The sequence below is a fragment of the Halegenticoccus soli genome, assembly GCF_002844195.1.
Classification (GTDB): domain Archaea; phylum Halobacteriota; class Halobacteria; order Halobacteriales; family Haloferacaceae; genus Halegenticoccus; species Halegenticoccus soli.
This window is the reverse complement of sequence record NZ_PEND01000008.1, coordinates 40,487-55,873: the sequence shown is the minus strand read 5'-3', so window position 1 is coordinate 55,873 and position 15,387 is coordinate 40,487. Positions and strand designations below refer to the sequence as shown.

The following is a 15,387-nucleotide window of genomic DNA, read 5'->3' as shown; positions in this document are numbered from 1 at the left end:
AACTACTTCCGCCCCGTCGACGGAACTACGTCCGAAGGCGCTGCTGCGGCGACGATCAACTATGACGAGAGTTACCACTCCCACCCTCGACGCGGGCGGTACCGTCGGACGGACGCTGCGGCCGAACGGTCGACGCCCGGGCGGGACGGCAGACAGGGCGGGGTGGTGGCGGTGAGCCGGATCGGCGTCTGGTTCGTCGGCGTTCGGGGGAACATCGCCACGACGGCGATGATCGGCGCGAAGGCGATCGCGAACGGGACGGCGGCGCCGACCGGGATGGTGACCGCGCGGGACCCCTGTCGCGGGCTCGATCTGCCGTCGGTCGGCGAGTTCGTCTTCGGCGGGCACGACATCCGCTCGGGAACGGTTCTGGGGAGGGCCAGGGAGCTGTCGGCGGACAACGGGACGCCGTCGCCGGAGGCGCTGTCGGCCGCCGGCGACGACCTCGCCGCGATCAACGACCGGATCCGCCGCGGGACGGCGCTCAACTGCGGCGAGTCGGTCGCGGCGCTCTCGGACGTCGAGCCCCTCGAAGCCGACAACGACGTCCCGGAGATCGCAGAGCGGCTCCGGGCCGACCTCGACGAGTTCGAACTGGAGAACGACCTCGACGACGTGGTCGTCGTCAACGTCGCCTCGACGGAGCCGCCGCTCTCCGAACCCGACCGGTACGAGTCGCGGGAGGCGATCGAGCGCGCCGTCAAGGGCGGCGACGACGGCCTCCCGGCGAGCGTCCTGTACGCGTACGCCGCGCTCCGGGGCGGGCGTCCGTACGTCAATTTCACGCCCAGCACCGGCAGCTCGCTCGGCGGACTCCGGCAACTGGCCGAAGAAGAGTCGGTACCGCACATGGGGAACGACGGGAAGACCGGCGAGTCGCTCGTCAAGGCGGCGCTCGGGCCGATGTTCGCGGCGCGCAACCTCCGCGTGCGCTCGTGGGACGGCCACAACATCCTCGGCAACACCGACGGCCGCGTTCTCGAAGACGAGACGAACAAGCGGGGCAAGGTCGAGAGCAAGGGCGACATCCTCGAAGGCATCCTGGACGAGCCATTCCACAACCGGGTCCGCATCGACTACACGCCGTCGCTGAACGACTGGAAGACCGCGTGGGACTACGTCCGCTTCGAGGGCTTTCTCGGCACCGAGATGACGATGCAGTTCACGTGGGAGGGCTCCGACTCGGCGCTGGCCGCGCCGCTCGTCCTCGATCTGGTCCGCCTGATCGCGTACGCGGACGACCGCGGTGAGGGCGGCCTCCAGCCGCACCTGGCGTCGTTCTTCAAGTCGCCGCTCGGGGTGGACGAACACGGCCTCTCCGACCAGTTCGACCTGCTCGACGCCTACGCCGAGGCGCGCGCCGAGCCGCCGGAGGCGGCCCCCCGCGGCGACGCCGAGGGATCGGGGTCGTGACGGATGCGCGTCCTGCAGGTCGCACACGCCGTCCCCTCGCACACGCTCGGCGGGACGGAGCTGTACGCGAAACACCTGAGCGAGTCGCTCGCGCGGGAGCACGACGTCGCCGTCGCGGCGCCGCAGGGCGACGGGACGCGCCTCGACGTCCCGTTCGTTCGGCTGCCGCTCCCGGAGGGCCGCGGGCCGCTGGCGGTCGATAGCGAGGCCGTCGAGCGGCGGTTCGTCGACGCGCTCGACTCGTTCGACCCCGACGTCGTCCACTTCCAGCACCTCAAGCGGCTCTCGGCGACGCTCCCGGAACGCTGCCGCGAGCGCGGGATCCCGTGCGTCGCCACGCTGCACGACTTCTGGACGATCTGCCACCGCGAGCAGCTCTACCGGCCCGAGGGAACGATCTGCAGCGGTCCCGAGTCGGTCGGCAAGTGCGCCGACTGCTACCTCGCGGCGCGCGAGGGCCGCCGCGGCGGGCTGCCCGACGGCGGCTCGTCCGACGACGGCGCGCTCACAGCGCACGCGGCCGGCCCTGTCGAGTCAGCCGAGCGCGCGGTCGAACGCCGCACCGCCCGGCTCTCGGACGCTCTCGGGGGCTTCGACCGGCTGATCGCCCCGTCGGCGTTCCTGCGCGACACGTTCGTTAGGTTCGGAACCCCGCCCGAGCGGATCGTCAAGCGCCGCAACGGCATCCTCACGGAGCGGTTCGCCGACGCGGGGTTCGACCCGTCCTCGCCCGTCCGGTTCGGGTACGCCGGGCGGATCACGGAGCTGAAAGGCGTTCACCTCCTCCTGCGGGCGTTTCGAGCCGTCGACGACGACGCGGAACTGCACGTGTTCGGCCGGTTCGATCCGGCGACCGATCCGTACCACGCCGGGTTGCGCGAGCTGGCCGCCGGCGACGACCGCGTGGCGTTCCACGGCGAGTACGACCGACCCGGCGAGCCGTACGAGCACATGGACGTCAAGGTGCTGCCGTCGCTGTGGTACGAGAACAGCCCCATCGTCGTGCAGGAGGCGTTCGCCTCGCGGGTTCCGATCGTCACCGCCGACGTCGGCGGCATGGCGGAACTGGTGACCGACGGCCGCGACGGCCTGACCTTCCGGGTCGGCGACCGGGAGGCGCTCGCCGCGACGCTCCGCCGCGTCGTCCGGTCGCCGTCGCTGATCGAGCGGCTCAGGCGGGGAATCCGCGAGCCGAAGCACCTCGACGAGAACACCGCCGAGACGGTCGCGCTGTACCGCGAGTGCCTCGACGGGAGAGGCGGAAGAGACGAAAGGGACGAAAAGGACGGGAGGGACGCCGGCCGGTGAGCGACGTCCTCGTGCTCACCCGCGACGTTCCGCACCCGCCGAACGCCGGCGACCGGATCGTCACCAGCGGGTTCGTCCGCGGCCTCGCCGCCCGCGACCACGCCGTCCACCTCCTCTCGTACGGCGGGGACGGCGACCGGTCGCGGGCGGCGGCGCTCTCGGACCCCTGCGAGACCGTCCGACTCGTCTCCGATCCGGGAACGTCGCTCCCGCCCCGGATTCGAAAGCTCGGGAACGCGCTCCTCGGGCGGTCCGACGTCATGCGGATGTTCTACTCGGACGCGTACCGCCGGGCCGCCGCCGAGGCGATCCGCGCGGTCTCGCCCGACGTCGTCCTCGCCGAGCACCCGTACATGGGGCAGGTGTTCCTCGACCGGGAGGTGAAGCGGGCGGCGCGCGCCGCGGACGCGCGGCTCGTGACGAACGCCCACGTCGTCGAGTACGCGGCCCACGAGGCGTACCGCGACCTCGTCGACGACCCGCTCGCGCGGCTCCACCTCCGACACGAGATCCCGAAGCTCCGCAGAGAGGAACTCTCCGTCTACCGGGCGTCCGACCGGACGCTGGTTCTCGGCGCGGAGGACCGGGCCGAGCTCGACCCCCACGTTCCCGGACCGGTTCGCCGCCAGCGCGTCGGACTCGACCTCGACGCCTACGACCCCGCGCCGGGGGCCGACGCCGACGGCGCCCGCCTCCTCTTTTTCGGCTCCTACGAGTGGTTCCCGAACGAGGACGCCGTCCGGTACTTCGCGCGGCGCGTCTTCCCGGAAATCCGGGCGCGACGCCCCGACGCGGAATTCGTCGTCGCCGGGCGGGGCGCTCCGGACTCGGTCGGGGCGCTGGACGACCGGCCGGGCGTCGCCGTCGTCGGCGAGGTGGCCGACCTCGGATCGGCCGTCCGCGACGCCGCCGCGGTCGTCGCGCCGCTCCGGGTCGGCGGCGGGACGCGGCTGAAGGTGCTCGAATCGATGGCCTGGGGGGCTCCGGTCGTGACGACCGCCCCCGGTTTCGAGGGGGTCGAGGCCCGACCGGGCGAGGACCTGCTCGTCGCCGACGCGTGGAGCGAGTTCGTCGACGCGACGGTCGGTCTGCTCTCCCGGCCCGACCGGCGCGAGCGGATCGGCCGCAACGCGCGCGAGGCGGTCGAATCGACCTACTCGATCGACGCGGCGGCCGCGGAACTGGTCGAGAACCTCGGGATCGCCTAGGGTCGTTCGGAGAACTCGCAGCCGAGCGGCGCAGTCCGGGGAGACTACGTCACTCCGCCGCGGCCCGGACTTCCTCCATCAGCGTCAGGACCCACCGGCTCCGTTCGAGCGACTCGAAGGACCGCCTGTCGCGTTCGAGCGCCTTCGCGACCTCGTTGAGCAGGTAGTAGTGGCCGTCGGCGCTGCGCTCCGCGTGGCGGTCGAACCGCTCCTCCAGGGTGTCGCGGCCGTGCCACTCTACGGCCCCGACCATCCCCCGAACCGCGCTTTCCGTCGTCCGCAACCCCCGCTCCAACCGCTTCGAGAGGAGGTGGTACGGCCCCTCGTCGGCGTCGTGCGCGTCCAGGATCGTCGTGGGAACGTCGACCGTCGCCGAGCCGTCGGTCCCGTGGACGCTGATTCGGTGACTCGGCGTCGACGCGGAGAGAAACGAGATCGAACAGAGCGTCGATCCCTCGCCGACGTACTGGAGGGTCGTGCCGTCGTAGGCGACGTCGCGCTCGTAGTCGTCCGCGGTCCGCGCCAGGACCTCGATCTCGGATCGGTCCCTCGGGTAGCCGCCGAGCGCGAGCGCGAGGTACAGCGGGTGCGGCAGCCCCTCCTCCAGATCGCCGCCCGGCAGGTCGAACACCCAGTCGCCGCGGTACGTCTCGTCGGGGCGGCCCTCGCCGGCGAACGCCGCCTCGACGGCGCGGATCTCGCCGAACTCGCCCGCGGCGATCCGACGTCTGAGCTTCCGGACGACCGGATAGCACAGCCAGTTGTGGACGACCGAGACGGGGACGCCCCGCTCGGCCGAGCACTCGGCCAGGCGCTCCAGCTCGTCAAGCGTCGTCGTCGCCGGCTTCTGCACCGTGACCGGGACGCCGGCCTCGACGGCGGCGCTCGCCAGGTCGAAGTGCGTTCCCACGGGGGTCGCCACGTGGACCCAGTCGAGCCCCGCGGCGAGCAGCGCGTCCGGATCGGTGTACGCCTCCGTGCCGTACTCGTCGGCCGCGTCCCGCGCCCGGTCGGCGTCGAGGTCGCAGACCCCGACGAGTTCGGTCCGCGGGTTGCGGTCGACCGCCGGGAGGTGGTTGTTCTCCGAGACGATGCCCGCGCCGACGATCCCCGTCCGAAGCGTCATCGGATAGTGGGTCCACGGTGTCGAAAATAGGAGTGGCGGCCACTCTCAGACGCGTTGATCGGTAGCGGCGAGCCCCTCGTCCCGGCCGTCGAGGGTCCGGGCCACGACCTCGCGGATCTCCGCGTGGAACCGGCCGCGGCCGAACCGCCGCTCGACGCTCTCCGGGTCGGCGCGGAGCCCCTCCCCGCCGTCCGGCCGCGAGAGCGCCGCGTCGATCTTCTCAACCGCCTCGGGGACCGTGTCGTAGACGAGTTCGTCCCGGCGGCCGACGATCTCGCGCTGGCCGCCGTTGTCGGGGACGAACGGGACCGTCCCGCCCGCGACGAGTTCGCCGACCGCCATCCCGAAGTGCTCGTGGCGCTTGCCGTGCAGGCCGTAGCGGTGCGAACAGACGGTCTCCACGAGCTCCCGGCGGGGGAGTTCGCCGTCGAGCGAGACGTATTCGCGGTCTGCCGCCAGCGATTCGAGTTCCGCCCGGTACGCCTCGTCGTACGAGGGCCCCACCACGTGGAGGTGTACGTCGTGGCCGCGCTCCCTGACGCGATCGACGATCTCGACGTTCGCCTCGACGTTCTTGTAGCGCGCGAGCCGGCCGAGAGTGACGAACCCCGGTTCGCGCTCCCCCCAGGGTCGGTCTTCGAACCCCCGCGTGTCCACGGGCGGGTGGACGACCGTCGGCCGAACGCCGTAGGCGTCCTGGACGACGCCGGCCATCCACTCGGCGTTCGTGAGCAGGACGCTCGACCGGACCTCGTCGGCGTCGTATCGCCCGAACCGGTAGCTCAGCCGGTCGTAGAGGTGATCGACGAAGCTGTCCTCGCCGACGCGCTTCGAGACGACGAGCCGGGCGAATCGAGGGGTGTGGATGTACTGGATCGTCGGTCCCGAGACGCTGAGTTCGTTGTCGGTGCCGAAGACCAGGTCGAACCCGTCGCGCTCCCGCTCGACGAATCGATTGAGGAGCGCGTTCCGCAGGTTGTACAGCGGATCGTCGACCCGGTCGAGCAGCGCGTCGACGAGCGGCGGGCGGCGGACCGGGAGGTCGCGCACGTCCGTCTCGAAGTACCGGTTCAGCTCCGCGATGTCCGGGTCGAAGAGGGTCAGGAGGACGAGGTCGTGCTCGTCCTGCAGCGCCTCCAGGACGTTCATGCAGACGCCCTCCCCGCCGCCTTTTGCCATCAGGTCCGCGTGCGCGACGCCGATTCGTGCCATGGGTGGTTCAGACGTATCCGAGTCGGTCGAGCCGCCGCTCGACGCCGCCGGAGACCGCCGTCCGTGCGGTTCCGGCCGCATCGCCCCGCTCCGGCCACGGCGGCACGCGTTCGAGCAGCGATTCCCTGACGGCCTCCGGCGGCTCCCCCGGCTCCTCGTCGGGGAGCGAGAACCAGCGTTCGACCCCGTCGCCGCGGGAGACGATCAGCTTCCACCCGCCGCCGTACGCCGCCTTCTTCTCGTAGCCGTAGCGGGCCCCCTCGACGAGGACGGGTCGACCGGCCGGCGGGCCGCCGTCGTCCTCGCGCCTCTCGCGCGGCGAGCCGCCTAAGAGCGACACCCCGTCCGCCGGCTCCGGCGTCGGGAGGCCGACCGCGTCGGCGACTGTCGGCGCGACGTCGACGAGCGAAACCGGGCCGTCGTGACCGGCAGGGCCGTCCGGACCGCCGTGACCGTCCCGATCGTTCGGATCGTCGCGGTCGCCGATCCCGTTCCGCAGGCCCTCAGCCCCGTCCCCGTCCCCGTCCCACAGGAGCGGGACCCGCGCGATCGCCTCGTAGGGCGCGCCGCCGTGGCCGACGCAGTAGGCGGGGCGGGGGTCGGCGAAGTGCTCCGCGCCGAACGCCGCGCGCTCCCAGAACCCCTCGCCGTGGTCGCCCGCCACGAACACGAGCGCGTCGTCGCCGAGGAGGTCGCGGAGCCGTCGGAGGTGCGATTCGAGCCGGTTGTCCACGTACTCGACCGCGGCGCGGTACAGCTCCCGTCGGTGCGTCCGGTACCGCTCGACGGTCGGGCTGTCGTGACAGACGTTCTCGTAGCGCCACGTCCGGATTCCGGGGATCGACGGGTCGACGCCGTGTTCGCGCCAGTACGGCGCGGGCGGATCGACCGGCTCGTGGAGGTCGCTGAGGTGGATGTACGAGAACGTCCGGCGGTCGAGCCGGTCTGTGAGCCACTCGCGGTGCGACGCAAGGAGCGTCCCCGCGTCGGCTCCCTCGCGGAGGTCGTGCGCCTCGAACCGCCCCGCCAGCGCGAGGAAGGGAACGAGCATCCCGAAGCTCCCGCGCGTCTCGTAGCCGGCGCTCGAAAGCGCCTCCGGGAGCGTCCACGCTTCGGGGGCCGCTCTCGGCGGCAGCGGCGTCACGTCGAGGACGGCGTCGTCGAACCCGTCCGTCCGCCGCATCGCCCCGTGGGCGTGCGGGTACCGCCCGGTCGCGAGCGACGTCACCGACGGGAACGTCCACGTCGACGGGGCGACGGCGTCCGTCCCGGACAGCGAGTCGAGAAACGGCGCGCGCTCCGGCGCGACGGCGTCGGCGCGGAGGGCGTCGACGACGACGAGGACGACGTGCCGCGGCGCGTCCGCCGCGGGGGTCGTCCGGGGGCGGGACCGGTTGCGGAACCGCGCGTCGGCGCGCCGCTCCCGGAACCGATCGACGATCGGCGCGCAGGACTCCTCGGCGCGTCGGGCGAGCGCGTCCGGGGCCCGCCCGGCGGCGCGAGCCACCGCTTCGAACACGGTAGCGCGGTACGAGAAGTAGTAGTATACGCGTGCGGGCTGGCATATCAACCTCAAGTCCCCCGGCGGCGAACGGCCGTGGCGGTTTTCCCGATCGTTCCCGCTAGGGGCGCTCGAGAGTGGAGGGGACGTCGCCGAAGCGACGAGGACCGCCGGCAGATCCGCACGGGAGGCCACGATGAACACGGACACGCAACGCGGCATCGAGGTGTCGACGTGACCGACGGTTCCGGGGGGACCGTCTCGGTCGTCGTTCCGACGTACTACCGAAACGGGCGTCTCCGCGAGGCCCTGGAGAGCGTCCGCGCACAGCGGTACCGCCCGATCGAGGTCGTCGTCGTGGACGGCTCCGGCGAGGCGCACGCGCGCCCGGTCGTCGAGGCGTTCGCGGAGGCTCTCGGAGCCGACGGCCCGATCGAGGACGTCGCGTACGTCGCCCAGGAGCGCGACGAGGGTCCCCAGGCCGCCAGAAGCGTCGGGGTCGAGCGGGCGAGCGGACGGTACGTCCAGTTCCTCGACGACGACGACCGGCTCCGGCCGACGAAGCTGCGCGAGCAGGTGCCGAGGATCGAACCGCCGGTCGGCGTCGTCTACTGCGGGATCGCCGACGAGGAACTCGGGGAGATCCGACCCGATCCGGAGGTCAGCGGGCACGTGTTGAAGCGCGCCCTGGAGATGAACACGTTTCCCTGCATCCCCTCGACGATGCTCGTCGACCGCGCGGTGATCGACGATCTGCTCCCGCTGAGACACCGCCACGGCGCGGACGACACGGGCATGAAGATCGAACTGGCGATGCGGACCCGCTTCGACTACGTCGACGAACCGCTCGTCGACCGCGGAAAGCCGGGCGGCGCGCTCTCGAAGTCCTGGGCGCACATCGAGGGGCGAAAGCGGCTCCTTCGGACGTACCGGGAGCTGTATCGGTCCTTCCCGCCCGGGGTCCGGGCGACGGCGACGAGGCAGACTCACTACCGGGAGGGGAAAAAGCGCCTGGAGGAGGCGGTCTGGTCGCCGTCGGCCGTCCTGTCGTTCGCCCGCGCGGCGTACCACACGCCGGAGAACCGGCCTTACTACGTCCGCGAGTGCCTCGCGTCGCTGTTCGGCCGTCCGGGGCTCCGGGCGGCCGACGCCGTCTTTTCGTGAGTCGCGCGGGTCGCCGCGGGTACGGCGGTCGCCGCACCGCCTCCGTGCTGCGACCGCCGCGCCCGGCGCACCCGTCTCCGCGCCGCGACTGCCGCGGCGGCTATCTTCGAACCGCGCGTACAAACTCACATGGAGGTGTACTCGTGATCACGGGCGGTAACCCGAACGCCACCGTCTCGGTCGTCGTTCCGACGTACTACCGAAACGACCGCCTGCGGGAGGCCTTAGAGAGCGTCGCCGCCCAGACGCACCGACCGATCGAGGTGATCGTCGTCGACAGCGCGGCGGGGGCGCACGCGCGCCCGGTCGTCGAGGCGTTCGCCGACGAGTGGGGTGACACGTTCGAGGGCGTCGCGTACGTCTCACTCGAACGTGACGAGGGTCCCCAGGCCGCCAGAAGCGTCGGGGCCGAGCGGGCCACCGGGCGGTACGTCCAGTTCCTCGACGACGACGACCGGCTCGAAGCGACCAAGTTCGAAACGCAGATTCCGCTCCTCGAACCGCCGGTCGGCGTCGTCTACTGCGGGATGGTCGACGAGGAGCGCGGGGAGGTGCGTCCCAACCCCGCGGTCCGCGGCAACGTGCTGCGGCGGGCCCTGGAGATGAGAACGTTCCCCTGCATCCCCTCGACGATGCTCGTCGACCGCGCGGTCGTCGACGACCTGCTCCCGCTGAAGCACCGTCACGGCGCGGACGACACGGGTATGAAGATCGAACTCGCGCTCAGCACCCGGTTCGACTTCGTCGACGAACCGCTTGTCCGGCGGGGCAGGACCGACACCTCCCTCTCGCGGTCGTGGGCCTACATCGAGGGCCGCGAGGAGGTGATCGACACCTACGACGACCTGTATCGGACGTTCCCGCCGCGGGTCCGTCGACTGGCGGTGAGAGAGACCCACGTCCAGGCGGCGAGAAAACACCTCGAAGAGCGAGGATGGTCGTCGAAGGCGGTGCTCGCCTTCGCGCGGGCCGCGTACTACACTCCGGACAACCGACCCTACTACCTGTTCGAGTGTCTCGCGTCGCTGTTCGGCCGCCCCGGAGTCCGGGCGGCCGACCGCTTGCTCGCGTAGCGGCCACTTCGGATCGCCCGTCCGCCCCGCCGGCGAGCGGCCAACTCAAGCGACGGCCCCCCTCCGCGAGTAAACCGCCGGTTTCGCGGGGTTTCGCGCCCGGCGCGGCAGCGTATCTCCATAAGTTATGAGTACCTACGAGAAAAGTTGTTTGACAACTACGCGGTGGCTATGGGAAAGAATTATATGGCTCCTGTCCATAGTACGTATTGTATTATGACTGGATACTACGACTACGTGCTCGGCCTGATCCCACTCGCGCTGCTCGGAATTACCACCATGCTCAGCGTCGTGGGCTTTCCGTTGACGACGGCCGTGCCCGTGGCCGCGAGCGTGTCTGGGCTCGTGATCGGCCACGCCCTCTTCGTCAACGGTCCAGTCGACTCCTCGACGCCCGCGACGTCGCCCAAGACGAAGGGCTTCAACGCGGACTGAACGACCAGTCGCTCCGTTTCCTTCGTTTCGGCGACCCGCACCGTTTTGGTTCTCGGTTCCGTGCTGTGACGCATGACGGAGACGCTGTTTCTGACGAGCGACGACGTCGCCGGACTCGCCACGCCGGCGGAGTACGTCGAGGCGGTCCGCGAAGGGTACCGCCAGCGCGGCGAGGGCGCGCCCGCCGAACCGCGGACGAAGCTCCTCAACGACGAGCCCCGCGGGATGCTCACCACCTACGCCGCGATCCTCCCCGAGACGGGCGCGATGGGAGGGTACACCTATGCGGCGGGCTTCGGCGCGGCGGACGCCTGGTTCGCGACGCCGCTCTTCGACGCGGAGTCGGGCGAACCGCTCGCCCTCCTCGATGGCGCGAGCATGAACCCGTTCAAGACCGGCGCGGCCGGCGCCGTCGGGGTCGACGCGCTCGCCCGCGAAGACGCCGAGACGGTCGCCGTGATCGGCAGCGGCGCGCAGGCGCGCGGACAGCTCCGGGCGACGGCGACCGTCCGCGACCTCGACACCGCGTGGGTGTACTCGCCGACGAAAGAGCACCGCGAACGGTTCGCGGGCGAGATGAACGAGCGCCTCGACGCGAGCGTCGCCGCCGTCGCCTCCAGCGCCGCCGCGGTCGAGGGCGCGGACGTCGTGATCACGGCGACGACGGCGTCGGAGCCGGTGTTCGACGGCGACCTCCTCGACCCCGGCACGCACGTCACGGCCATGGGTCAGTACCACCCCGACAAGCGGGAGCTCGACGCGACGACCGTCGAGCGGTCGACGTACGTGCTCGACCTCCGCGCCCGCGCGACGCGCGACGCCGGATCGCTCATCGCCGCGATCGAGGAAGGTGCCGTCGGCGAGGACCACGTCCACGCCGAACTCGGCGAGGTCGTCGCCGGGAAGATCGAGGGACGAACCGACGAGGAGGAGATCACGGTGTTCGACAGCGGCGGCACCGGCATCGAAACCGTCGCGGCCGCGCACCTGCTGTACGAGAAGGCCCGCGAGGCGGGGCTCGGGCGGACGATCGACTTCGCGCCGGCGAGCGAGGCGCTCACCGGGGAGTAGGCCGCCGTCCGACGACCCCACCGCCGGCGCTCCCCTCGCCGTACCGCGAATCCCCGAAAGCCGAACCGTTCGAGCGTTCGACGTCGACGCGGGCGAGGTCGCTCACACCGTCCGCAGCGCCGCCGATCGGAACCGCGCCAGGAGCCGCGGAAACGGCGCGAGCAGCCCCGGAGCGAGCACCGCTGGGAGGACGACGCCGGGCCACCACAGCCCGGTCGTGAGTTGGACCGCCCCGCCGAGGAACGATCCGACGCCGAGCACGCCGCCGTAGTACGCCGATCGGATCGGCATCGTGACGGGATCGCCGGGCGAGGGCCAGCGCCCGACGTCGACGTACCGGCCGCGGAAGACCGCCACGCCGACCGTCGTCGCCGCCAGCGCCGTCGTCGCGGAGAGCGACACCTCGACGGGGTTCGGCGCGAAGAGCAGGAGGTACAGCGCCGGCAACCCGAGCACGCTCACCTCCATGGCCGCGAAGAAAACGTGATCCAGCAGCCGCTCGAAGCGGGCGGTCGCGGAGTCGTTCGAGCGGCGCGCCACGCCGGAACTCGGGACCCGAACCGGTAAACGATTACCCCGACGCGGACGCGGTTCGTGGTCGGGCCGCGATTTCAGCGCTCCTACTGCAGCCGGTAGCGCAGGAGCGCCGCGATCCCGCCGAGGTTCTTCAGCTGCTCGCCGGGGGCGAACTCCGCGGAGAAGACGGTGATCTCGCCGCCCTTCTGCTCGACCGTCTCGAGGACCTCGTTCGCGTCGACCCCCCAGTCGCCGCGGCCCTGCCGCTCCTCGCGCAGTCGCTCGTCCAGCACCAGCAGTTCCTCGACCGCGCCGAACTCGGCGGCCTCGGCCACCTCCTCGATCCCGTAGGCCGCCTTCGCGCCCGCGGCGATCCGCTCCATCAGCTCGTCGATCAGCGTCGCCTCCCGCGCGATGCGCGTCTCCGCCTGGATCTCCTCTAAGGCGCCGCGCTTCAGCACCTCGTGGACGCCGCGGCCGCCCACGGCGCTCGTGTCGACGGTCGTCACCTTCTCTGCGACCTCCGGGTGGTTCTCCTCGATGTAGTCCTTCGCGTCCTCCTTGGTGAACCCCGGCCCGGCGAGGACGATGGCCGCGACGTCGAGGTGCGACAGCGCGGAGCCGAGCTCGGCGAAGAGTTCCTCGCGGGGGCGGGCGTACTCGCCCTTCCCGGTCGGCCGCGTCAGCGAGACGTACTCCTCGACGCCGTGCTGGGCGACGGTGTGGACGTACGCCTCGCCCTCCTCGACCGTCGCGATGGCCACGTCCGGGTTCTCCGCCGCCTCCTCCGCCTCCTCGATGCGGTCCAGCTGGTCGGGCTTGAACCGCTTTTCGATCGTGATCTCGGTGTGCTCTTCGACGTTCAGCGTGTGGTGCTGGTTGAGCACGTCCTCCCGCGAGGCCGACCTGATGACGCCGCCGACGCGGAGGCGGTTGGCGAAGCGGGCGAACTCCACGTCCTCGACCTCGATCGTGGCGCTGATGTGCTCGCGCTCGCCTCCGGTGTCGCGCATCTGGTCGTCGCTGCGCTGGATGCGCCGGGTCGTGTCCCCCGAGACGAGATCCCCCGGTTCGAGCACGTAGGAGAGGTGCCAGAGGTCGTCGACGTTCTCGGGGACGACCGTCAGGCGCTCGCGTCCCTCCTCGCCGCGACCGCGGCTTACGATTCGCATACGCGGACGGTCGCCCGCGAAGGTAACAACCCTTGCCTTCTCGGATCCGCCCGTCGCGCTCCCTGCGTCGGCCCCGATCGCCTTCGCGGACCGCCCCATCGAGCGTATCCGAGGCTGGCAGAGGAACGACGTTAGCGCGACGCCCCGTCACCGACGCCCGTTCTCGGGACGAGATAAGTTCACTGACAAGCCTCGGGGTCGTTCGGAAGACCGAGGGCCTTCCGTGATGACGAGACGCCGTCGGCGTCTCGAACCACTTGACTCCGAGGCGGTTGACGCTGGCGATCGTCGTGGCGATGGCCGCGACGGCGACGAAGTGGGTCAGAAGCCGCAGGCTTCGGTGACCGCGCCGCTGGAAGCGGCGCAGAGCGCGTTGCTCCCGCCGCTCCCTCCGCTACTCGCCGACCGCCGACGCGAACCCCCGACCCCAGACGGCGACGACGGCCACCTCCGCGTAGAACGCGAGGAAGAACCCGACGACGACCGCCGAGAGCGGCGCGGCCGCGGCGACGGCGACCGCGGCGAGGGCGACGCCGGTCCACCACGCGACGAAGTAACCCGCGTCCGTCGCGGCCCGTCGGAGCGCGCGCGCGTCGAACGCGGCCCGGACGCGCCCGCGGACGGCGTAGTTCGCGAGCGCCGCCGGCAGGAGGTACGCGAACGCGACCGCGACGAACAGCGTCGCCGTTCCGCCGACGAGGACGCCGACTCCCGTCCGCGCGCCCCCGCCGGCCGGGACGGTCAACGAGGACAGGCCCGCGACGGTCACCGCGAGCGCCGCGGCCGGTACGAGGAGGTAGGCGACCCCGATCCCGACGGCGGCGACGCCGTCGCGGGCGAGCGCCGGGAGGTCGCGGAAGGCGGGCGGGTCGGCCCCTCCGCGGAGCGCGCCCCGTCCGCCGGTCGCCGCGCGTTCGAGCGCGCGGACGAGGTACCCGGCGACGAACACGAGCGGCACGAACGGGACGAAGACTGCGAGGAGGTGCAACCCGCCGCCGACGAGCAGCGTCTCGACCGCGTCGTCTCCGCGCGCCGGGTACCGGAGCGCCTCAGCGAGCATCGCCGCTCCCCGCCGGCCGGCTCCGGTTCCGGCTCATTCGTCCGGGTCTTCTGCGTCGTCCCACACGAACCCGTCGGCCGCGGTCCCCGTCTGCCGCCCGTTCGTCGCCGTCCCGCCGCGTCGATTCGCGGAGACGGCCGGTGAGCCGACCGTCCGCCCGGTCTGAACGCTCGGCGGTGCCTCGGACGGGACTCGGGAATCGGCGGCTCCCTCCATTCCGTCGCCGCCGATCCTGTCCGCACCGATCCCGTCTGCGGGGATTCCGTCGCCGTCGATCCCGCCCGCGTCGACCCCGCCGGTGCCGATCGCCCCCCTCGAATCCCGTCCGAGCGCCGACGCCGCCCCGCGACCGTAGGCCGAGTGGGCCGCGACTTCGACGTAGAACGCGACGGCGAAGCCGACGAGAACCAGTTGTAGCGGGACGGCGACGGCGAGGCCGACCGCGAGCACGCCGATTCCGACGAGCCAGCCGGTCACGTAATCCCCCGAGCGGCAGACTCGGAGGACTCGTCGGGGCGAGAACGCGTCCCGGAGCCGGCCGCTCGCGGCGAAAAGGGCGAGCGCCGCCGGCCGAACGTAGAGGAAGGCGAGGCCGTAGACGACGCCGAACAGCCCGACGACGGTGACGCCCACGGAAACGAGAGGAGCGCCCACGGGACCGAAATCGACCCCGCCCGCGTCGACGGCGGACGCCGCGGCGGCGACGATCCCGGCGGCGACGGCGACCGGGAGCAGGTAGCCGACGCTGAGCAGGAGCGACTTCGCCCCGTCGACGACGAGGCCGCCCCACCGGACGAACGACGGGGCCGCGGGGTCGCCGTCGAGCCCGCCGCGGATCACTCGGACGTGGTACCCCCGAAGGACGAGGGGCGGCAGCGCGACGAAGGGGGCGAACGCGAGCGCCAGCGGGGTCGACGCGAGGCCGACGACGAAAAGCGGCGGCCCGACGGTCGAGACGAGCGCCAGCGCGCCGCCGATCAGGACGGTCGAGGCGGCGTCGTCCGTCCGCGCCGGGGTCTTCAGAGCGTCCGTGAGCATCGGTTCGTCCGCCGGGAGGGACCGCGGTACCATAACGGTGTCTCAGCCGGCACTCTGACCCGGCGCTCGCCGAGCAGTTCGGCGACGAAC

14 protein-coding genes are annotated in these 15,387 nt (G+C 71.8%); 7 read left to right on the top strand and 7 right to left on the bottom strand.

Translation table 11 applies throughout. From position 1 onward, the window contains the following. Nucleotides 1-162 precede the first annotated feature (162 nt). The 3 genes from CNO20_RS19655 to CNO20_RS19645 are packed head-to-tail and all read left to right on the top strand — an operon-like array spanning nt 163 to nt 3,929. Nucleotides 163-1,413: an inositol-3-phosphate synthase gene (locus tag CNO20_RS19655; protein WP_394337277.1), complete on the top strand. Its 1,251-nt coding sequence runs from the start codon at nt 163-165 to the stop codon at nt 1,411-1,413. 3 nt (nt 1,414-1,416) lie between these two features. Further along, on the top strand, nt 1,417-2,721 hold the full coding sequence (locus tag CNO20_RS19650) for a glycosyltransferase family 4 protein (protein WP_101297917.1): 1,305 nt from the start codon (nt 1,417-1,419) through the stop codon (nt 2,719-2,721). Beyond that, nucleotides 2,718-3,929, top strand: a complete 1,212-nt coding sequence (locus CNO20_RS19645) for a glycosyltransferase family 4 protein (RefSeq protein ID WP_101297916.1) — start codon at nt 2,718-2,720, stop codon at nt 3,927-3,929. Before CNO20_RS19650 ends, CNO20_RS19645 begins: the two co-directional genes overlap by 4 nt. 49 nt (nt 3,930-3,978) lie before the next feature. Here the strand turns inward: CNO20_RS19645 and CNO20_RS19640 are convergent, their stop codons facing one another. Genes CNO20_RS19640 through CNO20_RS19630 form a run of 3 tightly spaced genes read right to left on the bottom strand, consistent with a single transcriptional unit; the run spans nt 3,979 to nt 7,786 of the window. Further along, a complete protein-coding gene (locus CNO20_RS19640) occupies nt 3,979-5,055 on the bottom strand; it encodes a Gfo/Idh/MocA family protein (protein WP_101297915.1) in 1,077 nt (358 codons plus the stop codon). Between the two features lie 45 nt (nt 5,056-5,100). Continuing rightward, nucleotides 5,101-6,267 (bottom strand): glycosyltransferase family 4 protein, encoded by a 1,167-nt coding sequence (locus tag CNO20_RS19635; RefSeq protein ID WP_143423301.1) that lies wholly within the window; start codon nt 6,265-6,267, stop codon nt 5,101-5,103. A 7-nt stretch (nt 6,268-6,274) separates the two neighbouring features. Continuing rightward, a complete protein-coding gene (locus CNO20_RS19630) occupies nt 6,275-7,786 on the bottom strand; it encodes a sulfatase-like hydrolase/transferase (RefSeq protein ID WP_158237454.1) in 1,512 nt (503 codons plus the stop codon). 216 nt (nt 7,787-8,002) lie between these two features. Here CNO20_RS19630 and CNO20_RS19625 point away from each other — a divergent pair, with 216 nt between their 5' ends. The 4 genes from CNO20_RS19625 to CNO20_RS19610 all read left to right on the top strand — a co-directional run bounded on the left by CNO20_RS19625 (nt 8,003) and on the right by CNO20_RS19610 (nt 11,511). Beyond that, a complete protein-coding gene (locus tag CNO20_RS19625) occupies nt 8,003-8,932 on the top strand; it encodes a glycosyltransferase family 2 protein (RefSeq protein WP_101297912.1) in 930 nt (309 codons plus the stop codon). Between the two features lie 143 nt (nt 8,933-9,075). Continuing rightward, the gene (locus CNO20_RS19620) at nt 9,076-10,005 is read left to right on the top strand and encodes a glycosyltransferase family 2 protein (protein WP_199174936.1); all 930 of its coding nucleotides are present in this window, start codon (nt 9,076-9,078) and stop codon (nt 10,003-10,005) included. A 216-nt stretch (nt 10,006-10,221) separates the two neighbouring features. Next, on the top strand, nt 10,222-10,440 hold the full coding sequence (locus CNO20_RS19615; RefSeq protein ID WP_101297911.1) for a DUF8015 family protein: 219 nt from the start codon (nt 10,222-10,224) through the stop codon (nt 10,438-10,440). 72 nt (nt 10,441-10,512) lie between these two features. Further along, nucleotides 10,513-11,511: an ornithine cyclodeaminase family protein gene (locus CNO20_RS19610; RefSeq protein WP_101297910.1), complete on the top strand. Its 999-nt coding sequence runs from the start codon at nt 10,513-10,515 to the stop codon at nt 11,509-11,511. Between the two features lie 102 nt (nt 11,512-11,613). Here the strand turns inward: CNO20_RS19610 and CNO20_RS19605 are convergent, their stop codons facing one another. The 4 genes from CNO20_RS19605 to CNO20_RS19590 form a co-directional block, all read right to left on the bottom strand. After that, nucleotides 11,614-12,051: a DUF8215 family protein gene (locus tag CNO20_RS19605; protein ID WP_101297909.1), complete on the bottom strand. Its 438-nt coding sequence runs from the start codon at nt 12,049-12,051 to the stop codon at nt 11,614-11,616. An 80-nt stretch (nt 12,052-12,131) separates the two neighbouring features. Further along, a complete protein-coding gene (locus CNO20_RS19600; RefSeq protein ID WP_101297908.1) occupies nt 12,132-13,199 on the bottom strand; it encodes an mRNA surveillance protein pelota in 1,068 nt (355 codons plus the stop codon). 394 nt (nt 13,200-13,593) lie between these two features. Continuing rightward, a complete protein-coding gene (locus CNO20_RS19595; RefSeq protein ID WP_101297907.1) occupies nt 13,594-14,259 on the bottom strand; it encodes a DUF4013 domain-containing protein in 666 nt (221 codons plus the stop codon). A gap of 33 nt (nt 14,260-14,292) precedes the next feature. Continuing rightward, nucleotides 14,293-15,297 (bottom strand): DUF4013 domain-containing protein, encoded by a 1,005-nt coding sequence (locus tag CNO20_RS19590; RefSeq protein ID WP_158237453.1) that lies wholly within the window; start codon nt 15,295-15,297, stop codon nt 14,293-14,295. Between the last annotated feature and the right edge of the window lie 90 nt (nt 15,298-15,387).

Bases quoted from the DNA above. Each gene is read 5' to 3' on its own strand.
- CNO20_RS19590 (WP_158237453.1), bottom strand. From the start codon at position 15,297: ATGCTCACGGACGCTCTGAAGACCCCGGCGCGGACGGACGACGCCGCC.
- CNO20_RS19600 (WP_101297908.1), bottom strand. From the start codon at position 13,199: ATGCGAATCGTAAGCCGCGGTCGCGGCGAGGAGGGACGCGAGCGCCTG.
- CNO20_RS19595 (WP_101297907.1), bottom strand. From the start codon at position 14,259: ATGCTCGCTGAGGCGCTCCGGTACCCGGCGCGCGGAGACGACGCGGTC.
- CNO20_RS19635 (WP_143423301.1), bottom strand. From the start codon at position 6,267: ATGGCACGAATCGGCGTCGCGCACGCGGACCTGATGGCAAAAGGCGGC.
- CNO20_RS19615 (WP_101297911.1), top strand. From the start codon at position 10,222: ATGACTGGATACTACGACTACGTGCTCGGCCTGATCCCACTCGCGCTG.
- CNO20_RS19650 (WP_101297917.1), top strand. From the start codon at position 1,417: ATGCGCGTCCTGCAGGTCGCACACGCCGTCCCCTCGCACACGCTCGGC.
- CNO20_RS19610 (WP_101297910.1), top strand. From the start codon at position 10,513: ATGACGGAGACGCTGTTTCTGACGAGCGACGACGTCGCCGGACTCGCC.
- CNO20_RS19640 (WP_101297915.1), bottom strand. From the start codon at position 5,055: ATGACGCTTCGGACGGGGATCGTCGGCGCGGGCATCGTCTCGGAGAAC.